The organism is Pseudomonas sp. FP818, assembly GCF_030687335.1.
GTDB lineage: Bacteria > Pseudomonadota > Gammaproteobacteria > Pseudomonadales > Pseudomonadaceae > Aquipseudomonas > Aquipseudomonas shahriarae.
In genome coordinates, this window is the sequence record NZ_CP117427.1 from 2536859 (window position 1) to 2556202 (window position 19344).

Annotated in this window: 16 protein-coding genes, 1 tRNA gene and 2 pseudogenes; 11 read left to right on the plus strand and 8 right to left on the minus strand. The window is 56.9% G+C overall.

Features of this window, described 5'->3' with window-relative positions; translation table 11 throughout:
• Nucleotides 1–143: 143 nt before the first annotated feature.
• Nucleotides 144–905 carry a chitin disaccharide deacetylase gene (gene chbG, locus PSH80_RS11335; protein ID WP_305420250.1) on the plus strand — a complete coding sequence of 254 codons (762 nt, stop codon included), beginning with the start codon at nt 144–146 and terminating at the stop codon, nt 903–905.
• A gap of 36 nt (nt 906–941) precedes the next feature.
• Nucleotides 942–2771: a hybrid-cluster NAD(P)-dependent oxidoreductase gene (locus PSH80_RS11340; protein ID WP_120732791.1), complete on the plus strand. Its 1830-nt coding sequence runs from the start codon at nt 942–944 to the stop codon at nt 2769–2771.
• A 595-nt stretch (nt 2772–3366) separates the two neighbouring features.
• On the opposite strand, the gene PSH80_RS11345 is transcribed toward PSH80_RS11340, so the two are convergent.
• Entirely contained in the window at nt 3367–3930 is a 564-nt protein-coding gene (locus PSH80_RS11345) for an isochorismatase family protein (RefSeq protein ID WP_057959515.1), read from the minus strand.
• 499 nt (nt 3931–4429) lie between these two features.
• Between PSH80_RS11345 and PSH80_RS11350 the strand changes: the two are divergent.
• Together PSH80_RS11350 and PSH80_RS11355 are read left to right on the plus strand one after the other, a co-directional pair.
• Nucleotides 4430–4555 (plus strand): annotated as a pseudogene (locus tag PSH80_RS11350) (recombination protein NinG); the annotation flags it as partial.
• Nucleotides 4552–5073, plus strand: coding sequence for a hypothetical protein (locus PSH80_RS11355; RefSeq protein ID WP_305420252.1), 522 nt, complete (start codon nt 4552–4554; stop codon nt 5071–5073). The pseudogene PSH80_RS11350 and the gene PSH80_RS11355, both read left to right, overlap by 4 nt.
• A gap of 123 nt (nt 5074–5196) precedes the next feature.
• Here the strand turns inward: PSH80_RS11355 and PSH80_RS11360 are convergent, their stop codons facing one another.
• Nucleotides 5197–5538 (minus strand): hypothetical protein, encoded by a 342-nt coding sequence (locus tag PSH80_RS11360; RefSeq protein ID WP_186626183.1) that lies wholly within the window; start codon nt 5536–5538, stop codon nt 5197–5199.
• Nucleotides 5539–5699: 161 nt separating this feature from the next.
• On the opposite strand from PSH80_RS11360, the pseudogene PSH80_RS11365 reads away from it, so the two are divergent.
• Nucleotides 5700–5849 (plus strand): annotated as a pseudogene (locus PSH80_RS11365) (phage holin family protein); the annotation flags it as partial.
• Between the two features lie 355 nt (nt 5850–6204).
• Here PSH80_RS11365 and PSH80_RS11370 read toward each other — a convergent pair.
• A complete protein-coding gene (locus PSH80_RS11370; RefSeq protein ID WP_057959518.1) occupies nt 6205–6834 on the minus strand; it encodes a TetR/AcrR family transcriptional regulator in 630 nt (209 codons plus the stop codon).
• A 93-nt stretch (nt 6835–6927) separates the two neighbouring features.
• Between PSH80_RS11370 and PSH80_RS11375 the strand changes: the two genes are divergently transcribed.
• Nucleotides 6928–7578, plus strand: a complete 651-nt coding sequence (locus PSH80_RS11375) for an NAD(P)H-dependent oxidoreductase (RefSeq protein WP_057959519.1) — start codon at nt 6928–6930, stop codon at nt 7576–7578.
• Between the two features lie 180 nt (nt 7579–7758).
• On the opposite strand, the gene PSH80_RS11380 is transcribed toward PSH80_RS11375, so the two are convergent.
• The 3 genes from PSH80_RS11380 to PSH80_RS11390 form a co-directional block, all read right to left on the minus strand.
• A tRNA-Leu gene (locus PSH80_RS11380) sits at nt 7759–7845 on the minus strand.
• Nucleotides 7846–8197: 352 nt separating this feature from the next.
• On the minus strand, nt 8198–8809 hold the full coding sequence (locus tag PSH80_RS11385; RefSeq protein WP_057959520.1) for a TetR/AcrR family transcriptional regulator: 612 nt from the start codon (nt 8807–8809) through the stop codon (nt 8198–8200).
• Nucleotides 8810–8824: 15 nt separating this feature from the next.
• Nucleotides 8825–10045: a multidrug effflux MFS transporter gene (locus PSH80_RS11390; protein ID WP_120732799.1), complete on the minus strand. Its 1221-nt coding sequence runs from the start codon at nt 10043–10045 to the stop codon at nt 8825–8827.
• A 252-nt stretch (nt 10046–10297) separates the two neighbouring features.
• Between PSH80_RS11390 and PSH80_RS11395 the strand changes: the two genes are divergently transcribed.
• The 5 genes from PSH80_RS11395 (at nt 10298) to PSH80_RS11415 (ending at nt 16232) form a co-directional block, all read left to right on the plus strand.
• Nucleotides 10298–12352: a TonB-dependent receptor gene (locus tag PSH80_RS11395; protein WP_057959522.1), complete on the plus strand. Its 2055-nt coding sequence runs from the start codon at nt 10298–10300 to the stop codon at nt 12350–12352.
• 168 nt (nt 12353–12520) lie between these two features.
• Nucleotides 12521–13735 carry an EAL domain-containing protein gene (locus PSH80_RS11400; RefSeq protein WP_115128063.1) on the plus strand — a complete coding sequence of 405 codons (1215 nt, stop codon included), beginning with the start codon at nt 12521–12523 and terminating at the stop codon, nt 13733–13735.
• Between the two features lie 80 nt (nt 13736–13815).
• A complete protein-coding gene (locus PSH80_RS11405; protein ID WP_169961157.1) occupies nt 13816–14295 on the plus strand; it encodes a VOC family protein in 480 nt (159 codons plus the stop codon).
• A gap of 54 nt (nt 14296–14349) precedes the next feature.
• A complete protein-coding gene (locus PSH80_RS11410) occupies nt 14350–14913 on the plus strand; it encodes a nucleotidyltransferase family protein (RefSeq protein WP_186626181.1) in 564 nt (187 codons plus the stop codon).
• A 191-nt stretch (nt 14914–15104) separates the two neighbouring features.
• Entirely contained in the window at nt 15105–16232 is a 1128-nt protein-coding gene (locus PSH80_RS11415; RefSeq protein WP_200661285.1) for a GGDEF domain-containing protein, read from the plus strand.
• 3 nt (nt 16233–16235) lie between these two features.
• Here PSH80_RS11415 and PSH80_RS11420 read toward each other — a convergent pair whose 3' ends face one another.
• Together PSH80_RS11420 and PSH80_RS11425 are read right to left on the minus strand one after the other, a co-directional pair.
• A complete protein-coding gene (locus PSH80_RS11420) occupies nt 16236–18422 on the minus strand; it encodes a response regulator (protein WP_200661283.1) in 2187 nt (728 codons plus the stop codon).
• A 27-nt stretch (nt 18423–18449) separates the two neighbouring features.
• Nucleotides 18450–19301: a CAP domain-containing protein gene (locus PSH80_RS11425; RefSeq protein ID WP_186626179.1), complete on the minus strand. Its 852-nt coding sequence runs from the start codon at nt 19299–19301 to the stop codon at nt 18450–18452.
• Nucleotides 19302–19344 lie beyond the last annotated feature (43 nt).

Consider the following 19344-nt stretch of genomic DNA (forward strand, 5'->3'; position numbering starts at 1 on the left):
AGACCGGATGGCGTTGCAGCGTTTTTTTGACCCCAATCAACGACGGCATCAAAAACGCTGGCTACTTCAGATCTCCCCTAGGCTCCGCTTCTCTGCTTTAGCCCGCTATTCAGAGGAGTATTGAACATGACGAGAGGAGCAAAATGAAAAAAATCTTAATTGTTAATGCCGATGACTTTGGCATGAGCAAAGGCCAGAACTACGGGATAGTTGAGTCCTACAATAACGGCATCGTCACGTCGACAACCGCCATGGTTACCTCTCCTTATGCGTTACACGCAGCTGAACTGAGTCAGAAAAACCCAGGTTTAGGTGTCGGGCTTCACCTTGTTTTGACCTATGGACGTCCGTTAACGGCTATGAAAAGTCTGGTTAATGAAACCGGGGAGCTAGGTAAATGGTTGTGGGGATATGCAGAAAAGGGAATGCTGGAGCCCGCAGAGATAGCAGTCGAATTAAATGCGCAATTTGAGAAGTTTATAGAGGTTTTTGGGAGGGTCCCTACACATTTGGACAGCCATCATTTTGTGCATATGCTGCCAGAAATTTATCCCGTGGTTGAGAGCTTCGCAAGCAGTAAATCATTGCCTTTGCGGATAGACCGCACTGAAGCTAAAAAATTTAATATTCAAGTAAATACTTCCCGTGCCACCAATTATTTCGATTCCAGTTTTTATGGAGAGGCCGTTTCAGAGGCGCTTATCCTGCAAATACTAGAGAATGCCGATAAGCGAGGTTGTATGAGTCTTGAGATAATGTGTCATCCCGCATTTTTAGATGATGTCATTCTAAGGAGTTCATATTGCTACCCTCGGGTTAAAGAGATTGATGTTTTGACCTCCCTGGCGCTCAGGAAAGAAATAATATCCCGCGGATATAGCTTGGAAAACTACTCTTCGATCTGATAATTTAATTCGGTCTAAAAATATCCGGAGGATCAGGTGACCTTGACGAATAAACCTTATTTAACTGAGATAACATTTTATCCTGTTAAATCGACGGGTGGAATCAGCCAGTCACAGGTGTGGGTTGAGAAGCAGGGGATTGCGTTCGATCGCCGCTTTATGGTGGCGCGTGAAGATGGCGAGATGATAACGGCCCGTGAGTTCCCGCAGTTACTTAATATAACCGCTGCGCTATTTGCGGAAGGATTATATTTAACCTATGCGCAATGCAAACGTCTCGTATTAAAGTATTCGGATTTTATGATGCTTGAGGCTGGCACCAATGTGTTCAAGGATAACTTTATTGCCTTTACTACCACCGATGAGGCGAATCAATGGTTTTCGGCTATTTTGAGTGCCCCGGTGCAACTGCTTTATACCGGTGAACAATCGAATAGAACGCGTGAGGCTATTCCATTTAACATCAGTTTCGCTGACGGTTACCCTTTGCTTATTATCAGTGAGGCCTCTCTGGCCGCGCTGAATGAGCGCAGCATCGAGAATGTCTCAATGACCCATTTTAGACCTAATCTAGTGGTCAGTGGAACGAATGCTTTCGATGAGGATAGCTGGAAGCGAATTCGTATTGGTGACGTTATCTTTGAGGGAGTTAAACCCTGCACGCGATGTATTCTGACAACGATTGATCCGAAAAGCACAATCTTCGATGCAAAAAAAGAGCCGTTAAAAACACTGTCTGAATTCAGAAGCGATGAACAAGGAAATATTAAATTCGGGCATAATCTTGTTGCCCTCAACGAGGGAGTGATTAGAGTAGGGGATTTTATCGAGGTTTTAGAAGAGAAGCCCCGGGAGGTATTTAACGTCAGTGCCACTCAACGCCTAAGTCTGATTTGTGTTAAGCGGGAGAACGTCTCTCACGATATTTGTACTTTCTGGTTTGAATCTGGAAACGGCAATTTACTTCCCTCATACCTTCCAGGGCAACATCTTCCTATAACGCTTAAAATAGACGGTCAGTATTTCACGCGTCGCTATACGCTATCGTCAACGCCTTCGCGCGCGGGGCTATATGCAATATCGGTAAAACGAGCACCCGGTGGGCGTGTCTCGAACTGGTTACATGATCGCTTGCAGGTGGGGCACAAGTTAGCTATGGAATCACCTGTCGGTGAATTTTATCTCGATATTACTGCTGATAAGCTTCTATTGCTTGCTGCGGGCAGCGGTATCACACCAATGATTTCTATGCTGCGTTACCTCTATGATAATAAAAGGCATATTGATATTTATCTCTACTATCAATGCCGCACTCGGGAAGACATAGCTTTTAAGTCAGAGATTGATTATCTTAAGAGCGTTAACCCTAATCTGAAAGTTATTGTCGCATTAACTCGGCCTGATGAATTATGGGGCGGGCCAAAGCGACGCTTAGATACTCAGTTGCTCAAGGGGATTCCTAAGGTAAGCGAACGGCAGGTATTTGCCTGTGGTCCTGATGAGTTCATGAAATATGCTCGGTGTGAGTTATTGAAGCTCGGTGTGCCTAAGTCACATTATCATCAAGAAACCTTCAATGTTGCTATTATCCCTCAGGCTGAGTTTAGGCCTGTTAACCTGATAGTCAATGGAGTCGCCTTCTTAGGCGATAATCAGCAGCCTTTATTGCGTCAGGCTGAGCAAGCGGGTGTGCAATTACCTTATGGATGTCGTGCAGGGTTTTGTGGTCAATGTAAAGTGAGAGTCGTTTCTGGGTGCGTTGACCAACAAAGTGCATCAGCGGTATCTGCAGAAGAGCAAATGAGCAATCATGTCTTGACCTGCTGTGCGGTTCCATTAACAGACTTGGTAGTGGAATCTGCGTGACTTGAGGTATAGAGGTTTCAAACTTCCAGCTTATGGAAAAAATGCTGCTCTCTGCGCACATCGAGGTTCGACTGCCGGGAAACACCCCGTGCGGCTCAGCAGAAAGGACGCTGTTTTTGCTGGGGGTGATGAATGCCCGTAGCTACACGCGAGTCGTCCTTGTCCAGTTTGATGAGCCGCTTACTGAACATTCATGTGATTGGTAAAACACGACTAGGGGCCGAGCTTTTGCGCAGTCCTATAAGTGCTACAGTCCCGCCAAACCACAGAGGGAACGACATGCGGATTTTTATAGCGGCGGTAGCGGTGGTGCTGCTGGCGGGGTGCGCTTCGAGTCACGTTGATATTCCAAAGCCCCATGAAACTCAAGAGTGCATGACCTACAGGTCAATGATGACCGCGCCTATGGCGCCGGATGCGATGCAACGACTGAAGGCAGCGTGCGAGCATTCGAGATATCAGTAGCTTTCGAGTTGCTCTGTGGTAGCCAACCGCCCAACCAGCGCTGGGCTTTTTGCATCTGGCGCTAGCGACTGTTATCGCATCAATAGGTGCCTTCATACTGAGGCAGGGCGGTTGAGGAAGCCTCTTAGCCTTACGTGAACTGTGCGATCACTTCGTCCGATGACATAACATCGGCATATTCATCACCAAGTATTGCCAAGGTCAGGTCGTAAACAGTTTTGGCGTCCCAGGTCTTTCCATTCGCCCCGACGACGGGCACAGCAGTTGTGGCGTCTGAGGGAAGAATGATGCTGTATCCGAGTGCTTTCCCCGCACGGACCGTGGCGTCCATGCTGTTATGAATGACGACCCCCGTTAGCACCAACTGCTTTGCTTTCATCCCTTTGAGAGTGGCGTCCAACTCGGTGCCAATGAAGGCGCAGTTTTCATGTTTGATGATGACGACTTCTCCCTTTATCGGGGCAACGACTTCCTTGATGCCATTCCACGGGCCATGGACGTAATAACTAGATGTAGGAGTTCGTTCATCGTGCTTCACGTGCAGAACTGGCCAGTCGTTTGATCGCCATAGATCAAGAAGGCGTTGGATTACCGCCACGTACCCAGGATTATTTTTTCCGTCCCAGTTCGGGCGATCAATGGCGTCCTGAACGTCAAGGATAACCAGGGGGATAGGGCTGGGTTGATCCTTCATGTGATTTCAGTTCCTTTAGGTGGGGCGAGCGGATTGAGTTTGCTGTAACAATCTGCTCCCAGCAACTGGTCGAACATGAATCCAACGCGCCGCGAACGTTGTCGGCTATTTCTGTGCCGCCTTGCTGCTCAACCCAGTTCGTAAGCCCCGTGATGGTTGATGGTTTTACCCTGCTTGACGGCCAGCCGGTTGTCCCGGATGTTCACCTGTATTCGTCAACACTCATGCCTCCCTCAATGCCTGCCTCCCGGGCGATCTCTTTCGAGGTGAATCCCTGGGCAAAAGGCCCTTACAAAATGCACGCTACAGCTCTGAATGCCCTGGTTGAGTGGGGCAGGGTGCATGAGGTCCGGTGTTCCCAGCCGAGGCTATCGGGACCGCTAATTCTGTTCAGTTGAATCTCCCTTCTTCCGCTGGGATTCGCGGGGCGCATTGCTTGCCAGGTCATTCGCACGGTTCGAGCGTTTCGCTCTCGATCAGCCACATATCAATAGCGCTAGGCGCTGAGGCAGTTGAGTGGTTGGAGGGACCTCATGAGGCCAAGAAGTACACGGTCGAAAAGTTAAAGGCGATGACCGCCGACTACCGAGCGAAGACTAGAGAGCTGAAGAGGGCTGTCGCATGAAGATTAATTCAGCGCGCCAGGCATGGCATGACTGCAACGACAACCCAGCGCCTGGCCAATCCTCAGATGCCGCAGAGCTTGGAGTAGTGGTGCAGAGTACCCAGCGAGGACCTACTGCAAATCACGCGGTGCACGGAGCGCTTGCTGGTCACATCCAGTCGGCGATCGATGATGATCGGGAGGATGCGGAAGAGGCAGTTTTCAACCAGGCTTGCTCCCGAGTAGAGCGCATGACTGCCAGCAAGCGTGATCGTGCTGCGTACGTCGCTAAGGGTGTATTTCGCCGCTATCGATACATGCACCAGGGCGGGCAGTCTTCGAACCCTGATCCATTCATCAAGCCAGAGATCTTTCGTGCCTGGTTGGAAGGGGAGTACGGCATCAAGCTCCCACCGGCAGCTTGGGGGAGGGACTGGGAGCCTTTTGTGCAGCTCTGCTTCGATGCCTGCTATGACATTGACGCCAAGGCATTACGCCCAATTGGTGGGATAACTTACAAGATGAATGAGGCCGCTTGAATTCCCGCACGGCTGAGAACATTATTTCCCCATAGTTAATATTTTGCCTACGGCGAGTTTGATAGAGGCCCGACCACATAGTCGGTTTTTTTATTTGCGAAATTATTTTGCGAAGCAAATTAATCAGGGATGACTATTTTTGCATTGATCCGAAGCCATGATTTTTTTTGCTCGATCAATCTGAGCAGGCATTGGCAACTCCGGATTTCCTGTTATTTCTATTCGTGCTTTTTCTGCGAGATCTTTAATTTCTTCGTAGTTCATATCTAGGCCATGGTCCTTCTGATATTGAGCAACCGCCTGCCCGGTTTTGATCCCCACTTCACCAGGGGCGCCGCCGGCCACAGTCTCTGTTGCCATAACGCAACGGACGACCTGATAAATCTGATCTTTCCTCGTGTCACACGCTGTTAAGAGAAGACAGCTCATAGCGATCAGTATTGGGTAGTGTTTTCTAAATTGCATATTTCGCCTCTCATTTTGCAGCTCATTAGATCGTGTACCAGGTTCCCCTGGGGGACATATCCGTTTAACGCAGCCGATCGTAACACGTGGCCATATGCTCTTCTCCGAGCCTGAACTTTATCAGCGACTTACCTTTAATCAGCGCAGCTACGACGCCCAACATGCCAGACAAACCAGACACCTGGCTCATCGTGCTTGCATGGCTGAGTCAGCATTCGCCAACGCTTTATGCTGCCGGGCTATCTGCCTTGATGGCTGGTATCAGGATCATCTATGGCGGCGGTAATCGAGGCCGCCGCTCTTTGGAAGGGCATTCTGCACCATGGTGACTAGGAGTTATGTTGAGTGTTCGCTTCTGGCCGATTCTGTTGAAAAAGTCGGCTATGGTTTCCACGGCAGAAAAGTACGCGCTTGAGATTGAAATCTCTACTTTGAGTAGAGGGATCCCGGGCTCAGATTTCGCGTAGCAGCGCGCAAGAAAGGCGTTTTCAGCGGTCAATATTCCGGCAGGCTGGAAGAACCGACTTTTTCAACAGAATCGGCCAGTTCCGGTCTTTCGCGACCGGCTACAATCGACCCTTTTCGGACGTCCGGTGCAACGTCCGATAGATTCGTGTTTGGCCCTCCGATTCACTAAACGCTCAGCTCACCGCTCTCGTCGACACTTTACGTGCCACCGCGCGCGCTTCTGTCGACCATTGCGATGATCGTTTCGAAGAGTTCGCCCTGCGCCTGCTCGGGTGTGATTTCTCCGGTTGCGGCGGCATGGGATAGGGCCTCGGCCGCACCGAGCATCGCTCGAAGACTCGCGGGCGCGATAGAACCCTCTCTGGTAAATGGGGAGAGGGCCATCCGGCACTTGTTCATGAAGATCGCTTCGTATTCGCGCTTGATCTTTTCGAGCTCTGGTGAGCTGGCCAACGCCGCGATCACACCGGGTATCTCGTTGCCCTGAAGAAGCACGCAGTTGACGTAAGACGATGCGATGACCGTCGCCGTGTCCTGCAAGGTGGGTTCGCTCGTCTGAAGCGCGGCGTCCATGAGTGCGGTCTGGCGAGCATCGAACTCCTGATAGAGCGCCGCCAGCAACCCGGGCCGCGTGCTGAAATGATCGTAAACCACGGGTTTTGTCACGCCAGCTTGTTCGGCGAGCCGTCCAAGCGTCAAGGCTTCCGTGCCTTCCTCCCGGACTAGCCGCCAGGCGACGTCCAGCAACTGTCGTTGCCTTTCTTCCCTTGACATGCGCCGACGCGGCTGCGGTCTGGAACCCTGCTCTCTTGTCTCGATGCTTGACATGGCTATATACCAAAAGTAACTTACTGTGCGTAACTTACCAATAGTATATAGGGTTCGCCCTTTCGCCCTCAATCAGTAGCAGGAGTTTTCGACATGCACGCGCTTATCGTTGTTGCCCATCACGATCCCCAGTCCCTCACCCATAGCCTCGCTTCGCAAATCGCCGAAGGCGTATCCCTGGCAGATCCCGGCAACTCCTTCGAAATCGCGGACCTCTCGGCGCAAGCGTTCGATCCAAGGTTCACTGCGGCTGATCTCGCTGTCCATCACAGGGAGGAACCGCCTCCCGCTGATGTTGCCGCCGAGCAGGCGCGGATCGATCGCGCCGATGCCCTTGTGCTGGTCTATCCCATCTACTGGTGGTCGATGCCAGCGCTTCTCAAGGGATGGATCGATCGCGTGTTCGCCAATGGCTGGGCGTTTGATTACAGTTCGGATGCCAAGCTGGTGAAGAAGCTTCGTCACCTGCGCGTTCATCTTGTCGGTGTCGGCGGTGCCGATGGGGGAACCTATGAGCGGCACGGCTATGCCGACGCCATGAAGACGCAGATTGACCATGGGATCTTCGACTATTGCGGCGCATGCGTAGTGACGTCCGAACTCCTACTCGAGTCAGAAATGCAGGATCCGAAGGTTCATATGGACACTGCACGAGCTCTCGGTCGCGAACTTTTCACTGTATCTAAGCGATGCAGTAATAACGGAACCAGTCATAACGGGACAGATTTATTTTCCATGACCTGAATTCTCGCTTCTGGCCGAACGCGGCCATACGACAAGCACCACGAATCGTGGGCAATTTGGTAGTTCGTGTTCGGTCGGCAGGACGCCGAGGGAGGGATAATTGCGGAGCAGAGTCTAAAATTGCGGAGCAGAAAAGATAAGGGCCTGCACGAAGTTCATCATGCAAGCCCTTGATATCTATGGTGCCCGAACCCGGAATCGAACCGGGACGCCCTTACGAGCGGGGGATTTTAAGTCCCATGCGTCTACCAGTTTCGCCATTCGGGCGGCAGCGCGATGAAGCTGCTCAAGGGGGCGTTGTCGAACAAAGCGCTTGAGCGGTGCAGCAGGCTAGGGAATATATAGATCCAGGCACCTTGGCGCAAGTTTGCATGCGCTCTTTTTCTGCTGGAATGCGTGCGCCAGCTTTGAAAAAAAGCCCGCCATATCAGTGATCTACATTTTCCTGGGGGGGCATGCGACTCGGCGGCACGTCACCACGGCGGGCACTCCACCGGCCTTGTAGTCGCTGTTTAACACATGGCATTGCGATCACCTATGTTCGATTCGGGAAGTGGCCTGGGCGTCATTCCGATGAGAACCAAAACGGAACTTGAATCTGCCAAGGCCGTTCAGGTATTTACCCCCGTAACCGAAGAATAATCTCATCGTAACCCACCGCCCGCGACAACCGTTGCAGCGCCTCCAGACGGCGTGCGTAGGCCGGCGCATCACCGTAGGTCAGTTCTACATGCAGGCTGTCGATCATCACCAGGTAAGCCTCTGCCAACACTTGCATGGCCTGTTCGTCTACGTCCGGATAGGCCTTAAGCAGCGCCTGTTGGAAATGGCCGCGGATCGTCGCCATATAGTCATTGAACCCGGACATGACCACGTCCCTCAGCGGCGTCGGCGGGTAGAACGCGGCCCGTAACAAGAACCGCAGGGATTGATTGGCGCTGTGGCGGCGTTGCAGGTTGTTGATATAGACCTCGCCGGGGGCCTTGATCGACCGCGAGTTCCTGGCAAATTGGCTTTGCACGTAATCGAGCTCGGCCCGTAGGGCGAGTTCGAGTGCGACCACGTAGAGCGCGTCCTTGCTCGCAAAGTGGGCGTATAGCGAAGCCTTCTTGATGCCTGCGCGAACGGCGATGTCATTCAGTGAGGCGGCGTCGTAACCATGCTCGGCAAATTGCTCCACGGCCAGTTGTGCGATGCGTTCGGCGGCCGAGGTCAGGATGGTGGATGTCATGGTGCTGCTCCTTGATCAGTGCCCGGTCAGGTCATAGGTTTGCCCAGCACCCCGGGGGAGGCTGGTGGTGGTCAGCAGGCAAGTCAGCAACGCGCTGGCCAGCAGCAACGCGGCCCAAGCTACTGGTCCATAGGTCAGCGCCAAGGCCGAGATCGGCGTCGCACTGGCGGAGATCGACAGTTGAAATGCCCCCAACAGTGCGGCGGTGGAGCCCAGCGCGCGTTTTTGCGAGGACATTACCAGCGACATTAGCGTGGACTCCGCGATGCCCAGGCCAAACAGGGCAACCGCCATGCCCGCCACTATACCGGGCAGGCTCAGGAGGGTAACGCTGGAAACCAGGGCGATTGCCGAGCCACCCGCCATGCACGACACGCCAATCAAGGAAAGACGGTTCAAGCCAAGGCGGCTGACCAGTTTCCCGGCGCTCATGGCCCCGATCAGGATGGCCACGCCCGTGACGCCGAACAGCATGCCAAACGCTTGCGGGCTCAGGCCATAGGTTTGCTGATACACCAGGGTTGCACCGCCGATGTAGGCAAACAGAAAGAAGAACACCGCGGCCACGGCGAGGGTCGGGCGCAGGAAGTGCGGGTCCCTGGCGATGGTCAGGTAAGTCCGGCACGCCGCGCCCAGGCGCAGCGGTTCCCGTTGGCTGGGGGCCAGGGTTTCCGGCAGCGACAGCCAACTGTTGCCGAGCACGGCCAGGCCAAACCCGGCGAGGACCAGCATCACCGCGCGCCATCCGTAATGGGTGTCGATAATCCCACCCAGTGCCGGGGCGAAGATGGGCGCAACCCCTTCGATGGTCATCAGCAACGCAAAGAGCTTGGTTGCGGCCACGCCTTCGCTGACATCCCGGACCATGCTCATGATCACCACCAGCGTCAGTGCGCTGCCAAGTCCCTGGACGAAACGCAGAGCGATCAATGTCTCAAGGGTCGGTGCCCACGCCGCGCCTAATGAGCACAGGGTAAACAACAGCAGGCCGGCCAGCAGGGGGCGGCGCCGGCCATAGGCATCGACGATGGGCCCGAAGATCAACTGGCCTGCACCCATGGCCAGGAGGAAGAACGTCAAGGTCAACTGCACGCTGGCGAAGCTGCTCTGATACTCGTGGGCAATCTGCGGGAGGCTCGACAAGTACATATCGACCGCCGACGGGCCGAGGGCGCCGATCAGTCCCAGACCAATAGCCAGCCTCAGGGGAACCCTGTGGGTGGGTTGCGAATTCATACAGCCTCCAACGTAAAAAAACTGCCTACCGGTCGGTAGGTTTTCGAATAATAACCACTGCTCCAGAAATGGTCAACGTACGGCAAACGTTCGGGGATATCAGCATCGTTACATGACACTAAATTCCACGAATGAGATGTGTTATCAATTGTATTTCTTTAACATCAAGATTGAATTAGACTCCCGCCGGCTGGGCACAAACAGCGTTCCGGGCACGAGAAAAAACAAAAAACAGGCGTAGGGGAGCAGGGCGTGAATTTAAAGAAAACGACAATGGCGGTGGGTTCGGCTATCTGCCTGTGCAACGGTGCGTGGGCCGCGGAACCGGCAAGCGCTCTGGAGATCGCGCCGATCACCGTCACCGGTGAAAAGATCAACCGCAGCTTGGAACAGACCCAGTCGAGCGTGGTGGTGGTGACCGACCAGCAACTGCGTGAAAAGCAGGACCGTGATCTGGTGGACGTATTTGCGCGTACGCCAGGTGTGTACAACCAGTCCGGCAATGAAAACTGGGGGATTCGCGGCGTGCCCGTATCCGGTTTCGATGATCAGGGCCCTGCCACGCTCAACGGTGCGGTGTCGGTCTTCGTCGATGGCGCCGTGCAACCGAATCGTGCCCTGACCCTCAGCCCGATGCCGCTGTGGGACGTCGACCAGGTCGAAGTGTTCCTCGGCCCGCAATCCACCACCCAGGGCCGCAACTCGCTGGCCGGCGCAGTGGTGATCCAGACCCGCAACCCAACGTTCGAGCCGAGTTTTTCCGCGCGCACCAACATGGGCACTTATGGCGAGCGCGGTGCAGCGGTGGCCGGTGGGGGCGCGTTGGTCGATGACAAGATCGCCGCGCGTATCGCCGTGGATTACCAGGACGGCGACGGCTACATCGACAACGTTGCCCTGCATGACGACGCCAACCCGACCCGTACCGGCAATGCCCGGGGCAAGCTACTGATCCTGCCCAACGACGATCTGGATGTGTTGCTGACCTACGCCCATGGCGAAAGCCGCAAGGGCGACAACGCTGCCATGCGCCAGAACGACAAGATCCGTTATTACAAGATCACGTCCAACACCAGGGCCTACGACAAGCTTGAGCAGGACACGCTCAGCGCCAAGGTGGACTATCGCCTGGACGACAACTGGTCGCTGACCAGCCTGACTGCCAATACTCGCTCCGATTACGACGCACGCCTGGATTTCGACCAGTCAGCCGACGCCAACGAGGTAGTGTTGCGCACCCAGGACGGCGACCTGTTCAGCCAGGAACTGCGCCTGAACTACAGTGGCGACACGCTGAAGAGTTTTGTCGGCGCCTACTACGGCCACAACACCAACAACTTCCACGACCGCCTGTTGTTCGACAACGTCCTGTTTGGTACCGCCAAGGGCGATACCACCGTTGAAAGCAAGGCCGTGTTCGGTGAAATCAACTGGACATTCGCCCCGCAGTGGACCTTGATCACCGGGCTGCGCTACGACCACGAAACCAACGACACCAACATCAAGCAGGACGATTTCTCCAGCCCTGGAAAAGTCAGCAAATCGTTTGATGCGCTCCTGCCGAAACTGGGCCTCGACTATGAGTTGGCTGCCAACCAATACCTTGGCGTGATGGTGCAGAAGGGCTATCGCGGTGGCGGCGTCAACGTCCGCGCCGGTGGCGGCCACGAGGGCTACGACCCGGAATACACCACCAATTACGAGCTGTCCTACCGTGGCTCGTTCTTCGACAAGACTCTGCGTACCCGCGCCAACCTGTACTACACCGACTGGAAAGACCAGCAGGTCAGTGTGCTGGAGCGCCACACCGATTTCGTCCAGGTGTTCAACGCCGGTAGCAGCGATATCAAGGGCTTGGAAGTGTTTGTCGAGAAAGACCTCGGCCAACAACTGACCCTGACGGCAGGCGGCTCGATCACTGCGGGCAAGTACAAGGACTTCGTGACCGGCGACGGCCGCAATATGAGCGGCGAGAGCTTCCTCAACTCGCCCAAGTACAAACTGTCCTTGGGCGGTACCTACCGCTGGAATGATCGCCTGACCCTGAACACCGACCTGGTGTATCAAAGCACCGCGCCCTCGGAATACAGGTTTGATACCGCAGGCAACGTCACGGGCGAGCGCCGGAGCGACAACTACTGGCTGATGAACTTCAACACCGAGTACAAAGTCAGCAAAAATATCGCGGTCTCCGGCTTCGTGAAAAACGCTTTTGACAAGGAATACATCACCAACAACCGCAGTGGCGATATCGTCGATGTAGGCGCACCGCGCACGGTGGGCCTGGCGTTGCGTTACGAGATGTAGGGCAGTGATGCGCAAATCAACTGAGGGAGCAGGTAAGCCAGCGCTCTCAGTTGATTTGCGACGTATTCAAACCATGGAGTTTTCGTTTTCCATTTAAGACTTTTCCTAAATACGCCGGTAGGAAGCGTGACGAGAATGGCCGTACTTCCCTGTCGTCTGTGATTTGTCATGTCCTTTCTACCAATTCGTGTTCTGGTCGTCGAAGAGCACCCCTTCAAGCAGCTCGTTGCCACTCAGGTCTTCAAGGACTCGGGGTGTGAGTGGGTGATGGGCGTGGCCGACGTGGCCGCGGCCCTGGAACTGCTCGACCGCACAGGGCCGGTGGATATCGTGCTGTGCACCCTTAAGGAGGAAGGACTGCAAGGGCTGACGACCCTCGAAGCACTCAGCCGCACCCGGTGGGTCAGGTCCATGATCATTTGCAGTAGCCATGCCCAGGATCTGCATGACGCCATCGAACGGATGCTCGGCCTGCTGGGCGTAAGTTTCCTGGGATATGTCGATGCTCCGGTGCGAGCGGCGGCGATTGCGGCGCTGTTGACCCGATACCTGGAAACCACGGTCGCTAACGGGCATCCCGTCTCTCGGCAGGCGCGCCATACCCGCGCGAGCAAAGCACGTTTGGAGCACGCCATTGCACGGGATGAGCTCAAGTCTTTCTTCCAGCCCAAGTTCAATCTGATGACCGGTAAAAGCGACAGTCTTGAAGTGCTGGCGCGCTGGGAACACCCTCAGTTTGGCGTGTTACCCCCGGCTGATTTCCTCGCCCAGGCAGGGCGTTTCGGTTTGATGGATGAACTGTTTTTCAGCCTGCTGGAACAGGCGTTGGCGTTCCTGCAGACGGCTCAGGAGCAGGGGCATGTGCTCTCTCTGGCGTTTAATCTGGAGGCCGGGCAACTGGCTTGTAAGTCCTTGCTCCCGCGTCTGTGCGCAGCGCTGGAGCGTTACGCCATCCCGCCTTCGCGCCTGACCTTCGAGATCACTGAAAGCGGATTACTGGAGGTCTCGCCCGGGGTGCTGCAAACCTTGATTCGCTTGCGGATGATGGGCGCCGGCCTGTCCATTGATGATTTTGGTATCGGCTATTCGTCGTTGGAGCGTCTGTGCCAACTGCCTTTTACCGAAATCAAACTCGATGCCCGTTTCGCCCGCGACCTTGAAACCAGCAGCCGTAACCGTGCAGTGATCAGCAGCACCCTGGCATTGGCTCAAGCGCTGGATATGGCGGTGGTGGTCGAGGGCGTCGAGCACGAAAGCCAGCGCCAGGGCTTGCTCAAGCTCGGTTGCGAGCTGGGCCAGGGCTACCTCTGCGCGCGGCCCATGAGTGCCACGCGTGCGCTGGCCTGGCTGGGCATGAAGTCGGTGTCGTGCGGTACGCTCTGATTGCTCGTCACCGGGCCTGCGACGCCCGCTCCGGGCGTGGCTAGACTGTAGCGGTCAATGGCCTTTTTTGGAGTATCCAGATGACCCACAAAAACACCATCTGCCTCTGGTTCGACGGCGCCGCCCTGGACGCTGCCAGGTTCTATGCCGCGACATTCCCGGACAGCAGCGTAGAGGCCGTACATACAGCCCCGGGTGACTATCCGGCGGGTAAGCAGGGCGATGTCCTGACCGTGGAATTCACCGTCATGGGCATCCCGTGCCTGGGCCTCAATGGCGGGCCGGGTATCCAGCACAACCAGGCGTTTTCATTCCAGGTCGCCACTGACGACCAAGCCGAGACGGATCGCCTGTGGCAGGCGATTGTCGGCAATGGTGGCGAGGAGGTTGCGTGCGGTTGGTGCCGGGACAAGTGGGGGCTTTCCTGGCAAATCACCCCGCGGGTGCTCACGGCGGCGATCACCGACCCCGATCCGGCCGCAGCCAAGCGTGCGTTCGAGGCGATGATGGGCATGGTGAAAATCGACATCGCGGCCATCGAGGCGGCGCTCAAGGGGTAACGAAACCCTGGTATAACCTTTGCCCTCAACACGAGCAATGGCAACGGACTGCACATGAGACTGACGACCCAGAGGCTGGTTGAGTTGGCGATGACCAACCCCATCAATGCTGAAATGACCGCGCGCCTGCCAGCCCTTGGCCTGGATCAATGCCTGCTGACGGCCGGTTGCCTGTTCCAGGCGGTGTGGAATCATCAGGCCGGTTTGAGCGCCGATTGGGGCGTGAAGGATTACGACGTGTTCTACTTCGATCCCGATCTGTCCTGGGAAGCCGAGAATGCGGTGATTGAGCGCACCGCCGAACTTTTCCGCGACCTGCATGCGAACATTGAAGTGAAGAATCAGGCGCGTGTGCACCTCTGGTACCCGCAGCGGTTCGGCATGCCTTATCCCCAGTTGCACTCGGCCATGGATGGGGTGGATCGCTATTTGGTGGCGGGCACCTGCATCGCCTTGGCCGTAGACACGGGCGAAATTTATGCGCCTTTCGGTTTGGCCGACATCGAGCAGGGAATACTTCGGCTCAACCCCATCACCCCGCAGCCGGATCTGTTTCAGCAGAAGGCCAGAAGCTATCAGGCCCGCTGGTCGTGGCTCAGGATTGAAAACCCGCAGTAGCTGTCGACGCCGGGCGACGTGGCGTTGCAGCTCACAGTCATATCGCCATTGCCAGCAAGCTGGCTCCTACAGAGGCGCGATGGCTTTAACATGGGCGTTTACGCGGTACCTACAGCGGATTTCGCTGTTCTGGATACTGGCAGGGTGCCACAATGCCATTTTGTCGCGGCACTACTGATCAGGCGAATCAAATGAATGGCCTTGGGCGTGAGCAGGACCAGGATTTTTTCATCGAAGCGCAGGTGCGGAGTGATTGCCTGCATCAGTTGTTTCGCCAATCCTTTTCTGCGGTTTTCGGCAGCTATCTGGCCGCCGGCATGTTGTGCTGGTTGTGTTGGGACCGCCTTGATCGCGACCTGATGATCGGCTGGCTGATCTTGTTGTCCGGCTCGTCGCTCCTGCGCTTTTTGATGTTTTTCCAGTATTTTCGCAGCCCCAGAAGTGAGCGCACGCCGCGCCGCTGGGAGCTCCATTATTGGCTTACGCTGGTGCTTTCTGCGGGGATCTGGGGCGCCGGTGCCCTTGCCATAATGCCCACCGATGACCGCTTGACCCAGGCGCTGGTCATCCTCTTTACCGTGGGGATGTCCGTCAGCGCGGTGTCGTGTTACTCGGCCTACCGCTACATGACCATGGTGTCCATGGCCCTGGTGCTGTTGCCGTGCACCCTGTGGTTGCTGTTTCAACCTTCCAAGATGCAAATGGGCATGGCTATCGCAGTGCTGGTGTTCTCATCCTTTGTCGTAGGCGCCTCACGGAAATTGTCCGAGGCCCTGGAGAAGGCCTTTCGCCTGACCCGCGAAATAGAGCGGGCCCACAGTATTTCCACGCGCGCTGCCGAGACCGACGAACTCACCGGGCTGATGAACCGCCGGGCATTTTTCGAAAAGGCCCAGGTGCTGTATGACCAATGCAAACGCACTCACCAGCCCCTGTGTGCGCTGATGCTGGACATGGATCACTTCAAGGCCATCAACGACACCTACGGCCACCAGACGGGTGACCGGGTGTTGCAGCAGATTGGCCAGGTGATCAGCGCCTCCTTTCGCCAGACGGATATCTACGGCCGCCTGGGGGGCGAGGAGTTTGCGGTGTTGTTGCCTGACACCACGCTTGAGGTAGCACGGGATATCGGCGAACAACTGATCCGCGCCATTGCCGGTTTGACCATTGACCCGGTACAGGTGTTGAGTGCGAGCCTGGGGGTGGCCTCGACGCATGCCGTGGGCGACGACTTGCAGCACCTGATGAACACGGCCGACAAAGCCCTGTACCGCGCCAAGGCCTTGGGGCGCAACCAGGTGGTGGTCGCGTCCTAGGCTTCAGTCCTTGCCCATAGCCTTGGCCAGCACCCGTGAGACCTGGTCGGCGGAGTAGGGTTTGGCGAGAAACTCAAAGCCGTCATAACCGGACTTGGCCAGTTCCTCGCTGTAGCCGGAGGTGAGGATCACCGGCAGATCGGGCCGGCGCCGGCGCAACTCCCGGGCCAGCGCCACGCCACCGATGCCGGGCATCACCACGTCGGAGAACACCCCATCGAATGCCCGGGCATCCGGGCCGATCATTTCCAGGGCTTCTTCGGCATGGGTGGCCCACACTGTCTGGTAGCCCAGGTCCTGCAGAATCTGGTTGGCGAAGCGGCCCACTTCGAGGTTGTCCTCCACGATCAAGATGCGCCGTCGCCCGGCGTCCGGGGCCAGTTCAAGCGGCGCCTCGACCACGTTGTCGAGGATCGTCTCCGGCTCCACTTGCGGCAGGTACAGGGTAAACACGGTGCCCTGGCCGAGCACACTGGCGACATCGACATTACCTCCCGATTGCTTGGCGAACCCGAATACCTGCGACAGCCCAAGTCCGGTGCCTTTGCCGACTTCCTTGGTGGTGAAGAACGGTTCGAAGATGCGTTCAAAGGTACTCGAGGCAATCCCGCTGCCGGTGTCCGCCAGGGAGATCGCGACGAAGGGTTTGCCGGAGCCGCCATGCCCGCGAATGCATGGCAACGGCTGGTCCCGGTCCAGGCGTAACACCAGCGTACCCTGGCCATTCATTGCATCCCGCGCGTTGAGGGCGATGTTGATCAGCGCGGTTTCAAACTGGCTGGAATCCGCGCAGACGTAACACGCCTGTTCCGGCAATTGGACGCGGACGTGAATCCGCGCACCGGTAAGCGTCTCCAGCATGTCGCCGATGTTTTGCACGCGCTGGCCCACATTGAACACTTGTGGGTTCAGCGGCTGGCGCCGGGCGAAGGCGAGCAATTGGCTGGTCAGCTTGCTGGCGCGTTCTACGGTATCGGTCACCGCACTCATGTATCGCTCGCGGCGCTCTTCGGGCAGGTTGGGCATGCGCAGGAAGTCCACCGACGAGCGGATGATTGTCAGCAGGTTGTTGAAGTCGTGGGCAACGCCGCCGGTCAACTGGCCAATGGCTTCGAGCTTCTGCGACTGGCGCAACGCCGCTTCAGTCTGGTTGAGCAGGGTGGTGCGCTCCATGACCCGTTGCTCCAGGGTCGCATTCAAATCGGCCAGCGCCGACAGGCCCTCACGCACAATGGCATCGGCCCGCACCCGTTCGATATGGGCCCAGGAGCGCTCCGTGACCTCACCCAGCAGCGCCAGGTCGTAGGAAGACCAGCGCCGCGGGACGCGGTCGTGAATGGCCATCAGCGCGGTCAGACGCCCGGACTTGATCAGCGGCATGCAAATCGTCGCCGTCACGCCAATGGCCTGGAAGGTCGCGGCCTCCTCGGGCGTCAGCTCCGTCAGGTTGTCATTGATGATCAACGGCTCGCCGGCCTGCAGGCGCTCGACCGCCAATTGGCCGAAGTCCGTCAGGCGATAATGCCCGACGATGCTGGGCGAGCCTTCTGCGGCCCAGTTGCCGCGGATGGTAAAACCGTCTTCGTCGGCCTCCATGTCGGCATAGGCGCAGTTGGACAGGTTCAGGTGGGTCGCCAGCACCCGCGTGGTGGCCGCCATGATCGCCGCCGGATCGGTGGCGTTGGCCACACCGAGGCTGATGGCATCCAGCACGGCCAGGCGGCGCGTCATAAACACCGTATTGGTGGTCTCGGTCACGGTGTCGAGCATCCCCACCACCTTGCCTGTGGAGTCGCGGATCGGGCTATAGCAGAACGTGAAATAAGCCTGTTCCGGCGCCGCGCCACGCTCGACGATCAGTGGGAAGTCTTCGATAAACGTTGCCTGGCCGTCGAATGCAGCATCGGCGATCGGGCGGATCTGGCTCCAGGCTTCCTGCCAGATCGTGCTGAAGGGTTGGCCCAGTGCCTCTGGTTTGTTGCCCAGCACCGGAATGAACGCGTCGTTATACAGCGTGATCAATTCGGGCCCCCACACCACCGCCTGAGGGAAACGGGAAGCAAGGCTCAGGGACACCGTGGTCTTGAGCACGTCCGGCCATTGCTCTATTGGCCCCAGGGGCGAGTTGGCCCAGTCATGGCGGCGAACCCGTTCGGCCATCTCACCGCCGCCTTGCAGCCAGTCTGTCATCGACTCAATACCTTGTTCGTTTCGACGCTATTGCGTGCCCAACAATGCCGTCCAGTAAATCCCCGCATCGCTTTTCGGATCCAGCCCATAGGCGGCGCCCAATTCGCGAAATTGTGGGTTCATCAGGTTGGCGCAATGCCCGGGGCTGGCGAGCCAGCCGTCAACCACCTTGCGCGGCGTATCCAGGCCGGCCGCGATGTTCTCGCCGACCTGTTGCGCCACATAACCGGCCAGTTCCGCGCGGTCGCCCGGGGTCCGACCGTCGCGGTCCAGGTGGTCGAAGAAGTTGTGGTTGGCCATATTGCGTGCATGACTGTCGGCGGCGCTCGCCAACTGGGCGTTCCAGGCCAGCGGCGTGGTGGCCGCGAAGGCTTGCTCGCCACACTGGCGCGGTTGTTTGCGGGCGGCGTTGACCATCTCCAGCAACTGCGGGCCGGCGTCCTGGGAGCTGGCCAAGCCACGGCTCAACAGTGGGCGGGCGAGGACAATGCGCCAGTCCTGGCCACTGTTGCTGACGCCAATATCGACGAATTGCGGGTCGAGCACCACCCGGCAGAAGCTCTCGCGCACCGCTTTCATCGCCGATTGCGAGTCGCGAGGCCCGGACAGGCTGATCGCCTGCACGTTGACCATCGGGTAGGCCACCTGGGCCAGGGCCTGCTGCAAATCGCCGACATTATTGACCGGCAACACCAGGCGTGGGTCGACCGCCAGCGGCGGCAACTCCTGGGAGCCCTGGTCGCCACAGCGCTGCACCTGGCTGCGGTACTGGTTGATCGAGTCGATCAATTGACTCTCTTCGCTCGCCGACGCGGTGGCGCAAAACACCAGACTGGCGGCCAGCGTGGTAACACCCATCATCAATGACAGAACGCGCATGGACGTTTCCCTTGAGCATGAAAGTGCCCATGATGCGCGATCA